Genomic DNA, 2191 nt, shown 5'->3' with positions numbered 1-2191 from the left:
TTGTAGCGCCGGTCATAGATTTTCACGGAGTTGAACGGGATATTGCCCAGAATCACATCAAAGCTGTTGTCCTCAAATTTGGTGGCTTCATATCCCATGATGGAAATATCCGCATCAGGGTAGAGCTGCTTTGCGATTCTGCCGGTAATGGAATCCAACTCTACGCCAAACAACTTGCTCCCTTGAAATTGCTCCGGCAGCACAGAATAGAAGTTGCCGGTTCCCATACCGGGGTCCAGGATTTTTCTGTCGGGACCACCTTCAAAGCCAAACCGTTCCAGAGCGCGGTAAATGTGCCGGATCAGGTCAGGCTCGGTGTAGTAGGCTGTAATGGTGGAGTTCATGGCCGCCTTGTATTCCACATCAGTCAGCAGGGACTTCAACTCCTGATATTCGTTCTCCCAACCAGAGGCCGTACTGGAGAAAGCGTTGGCAAGCCCACCCCAACCGACATAACGGGCAAGGATGATTTGTTCTTCTGGTGTCGCTGTCCGCTTTTCCAGCTCAATCTGCTTGAGCAGCTTGATCGCCATGACATTGTTTTTATATTTGGTCTTTGCCCCACTTGGATACAGGTCATAGTCCTCGGAAAAACGGAAGTTGTGTGCGGCGACCTGCGGCGCCGCAGGCGGCTCACGAAGGGGCGCCAGATCAGTGGGGGTGGCTTCATCCATAACTGCGGGCGCCTCTGCTGCTGTACCATCGCCCATTCGCACAAAGGCGCGAATGGGGCGCAGTTCTTCCAACTCTTTTTCCAGCCGGTATTGCGTGTCCTCCAGATCGTCCATGTCGGCAGCTTCTTGGGGGGAGAGGATATAGTAATGCTCCATGCAGTAATGGGAACCGTATTTATGGTGAATGACCAGAGGGTAGTAGGCTTCTCCGGCCTCCAGCCGCAGATACTCATATTGACCGGACACAATCTCCGGGAACAACTCTTGAAAGCGGCGGAAATTCTTGTGCGCCGTCGTGTTTCCCTTGACGGGCGGCGGTGCAGGCTGCTCCGCTGTATCTGTGGGGAGAGCCGTTTCGGGGGCCTCCACAATAGCATGGGGATTCTCGTCAGGAACGGATGCAGGCTCGTCACCGGCTGCTGGTGTGTCGTTTTCCATTTGAACAATCGCCGGTGGCTTGACCGGTTCCACTACGGTTTCTCCGGCTTCATAGGCAACAGAATCCAGGACATAATCGAAATCCGCTTCTCCGATGGTCATTTGCCGGTGAGGACCGCCCATTTCATCAACTTCATCAGGGATGTTATAATCCCCGATGGGATCAGGCTGCTCCTCTGCGACAGGATTGGGATAGTCGCCGTCCTCGATCATGGCGTCCAGTAAAAACGCCAGTCCGTTCCAGGGAATGTAGGTATAGCCTTCATCAAAGAAAAATGAAATGCCATCTTCACCATGCAGCCGGGTACGATAGAGAAGATCGCCCTGATATTCACGGTCGCCATAGGGAGTAAAGAGAGCCGCAATCTGCCGCCCTTTGTCTGACCAGTCAGGATTGAGCGGCGGTTCTGACAATACGCTGCGAACCGCGCTGTGCAGCTCTGGGGGGTATAGATTGGTGCTGGTCAGGATGTACTCATAATTGCGCCGGACTTCTGCATCGGTAAAATGGCGTGTCGGTTGTTCCGCAGGAACAGAAAAAGAGCCGTCCTTTTCAGACGGCTCTCCCACAGGTGCGGCGCTCAGCGCCACTTCTGTATTTGGCTGTTCTTCGGTCAGCGGGGAATCAGGACTACGCTCTGGAGTACGGTTTCCTCCGCCATCAGTTTCAGACTGTTCAGGTGTCGCGTCCGCTCCATGATGTCCTCGGTCTGCGGAAGCGGCTCCTGCTGGAGCATTTGCTGCGTCAGGGCTTCGATCTTCTCGGTCGCCTCGTCCTGTACCCGGTGCATGATCTCCATCAGACTGCCATCCATTTTCAAAGTCGTAAATCGCTCCGGGTGATTCTCTCTGAGGTATTCCAGGGCCATCCGGCCGTACCTGCCCAGGGGTTGATCTGCTTCGCTGCTGTTGGAGATTTGCAGATCGGGAAGCATCATCCCGTCCTGCTCCCTGTATTTCAGATTGATATTCGGTTTGCTCATGTTGTGCCATCCTTTCACGATTGATAATCTTGATGTTCCGTTCTACTTCTAACAGGATACCTTTGGAAAGGGCGGTTACTGCCGTACCCAGATGTG

The 2191-nt window shown here is 53.7% G+C and carries 2 protein-coding genes; both read right to left on the bottom strand.

Features of this window, described 5'->3' with window-relative positions; translation table 11 throughout:
• Positions 1-1703 (bottom strand): class I SAM-dependent methyltransferase (locus B5G42_RS17465; RefSeq protein ID WP_140399887.1); only part of this gene is annotated, 1703 nt, incomplete at its 3' end.
• A gap of 23 nt (positions 1704-1726) precedes the next feature.
• The gene (locus tag B5G42_RS17460; protein WP_025544199.1) at positions 1727-2095 is read right to left on the bottom strand and encodes a TnpV protein; all 369 of its coding nucleotides are present in this window, start codon (positions 2093-2095) and stop codon (positions 1727-1729) included.
• Positions 2096-2191: the final 96 nt, after the last annotated feature.

The sequence above is a fragment of the Flavonifractor sp. An91 genome (assembly GCF_002159225.1).
Classification (GTDB): domain Bacteria; phylum Bacillota; class Clostridia; order Oscillospirales; family Oscillospiraceae; genus Flavonifractor; species Flavonifractor avicola.
The sequence above is the reverse complement of the archived record's forward strand: the minus strand, read 5'-3'. Positions and strand labels throughout refer to the sequence as shown.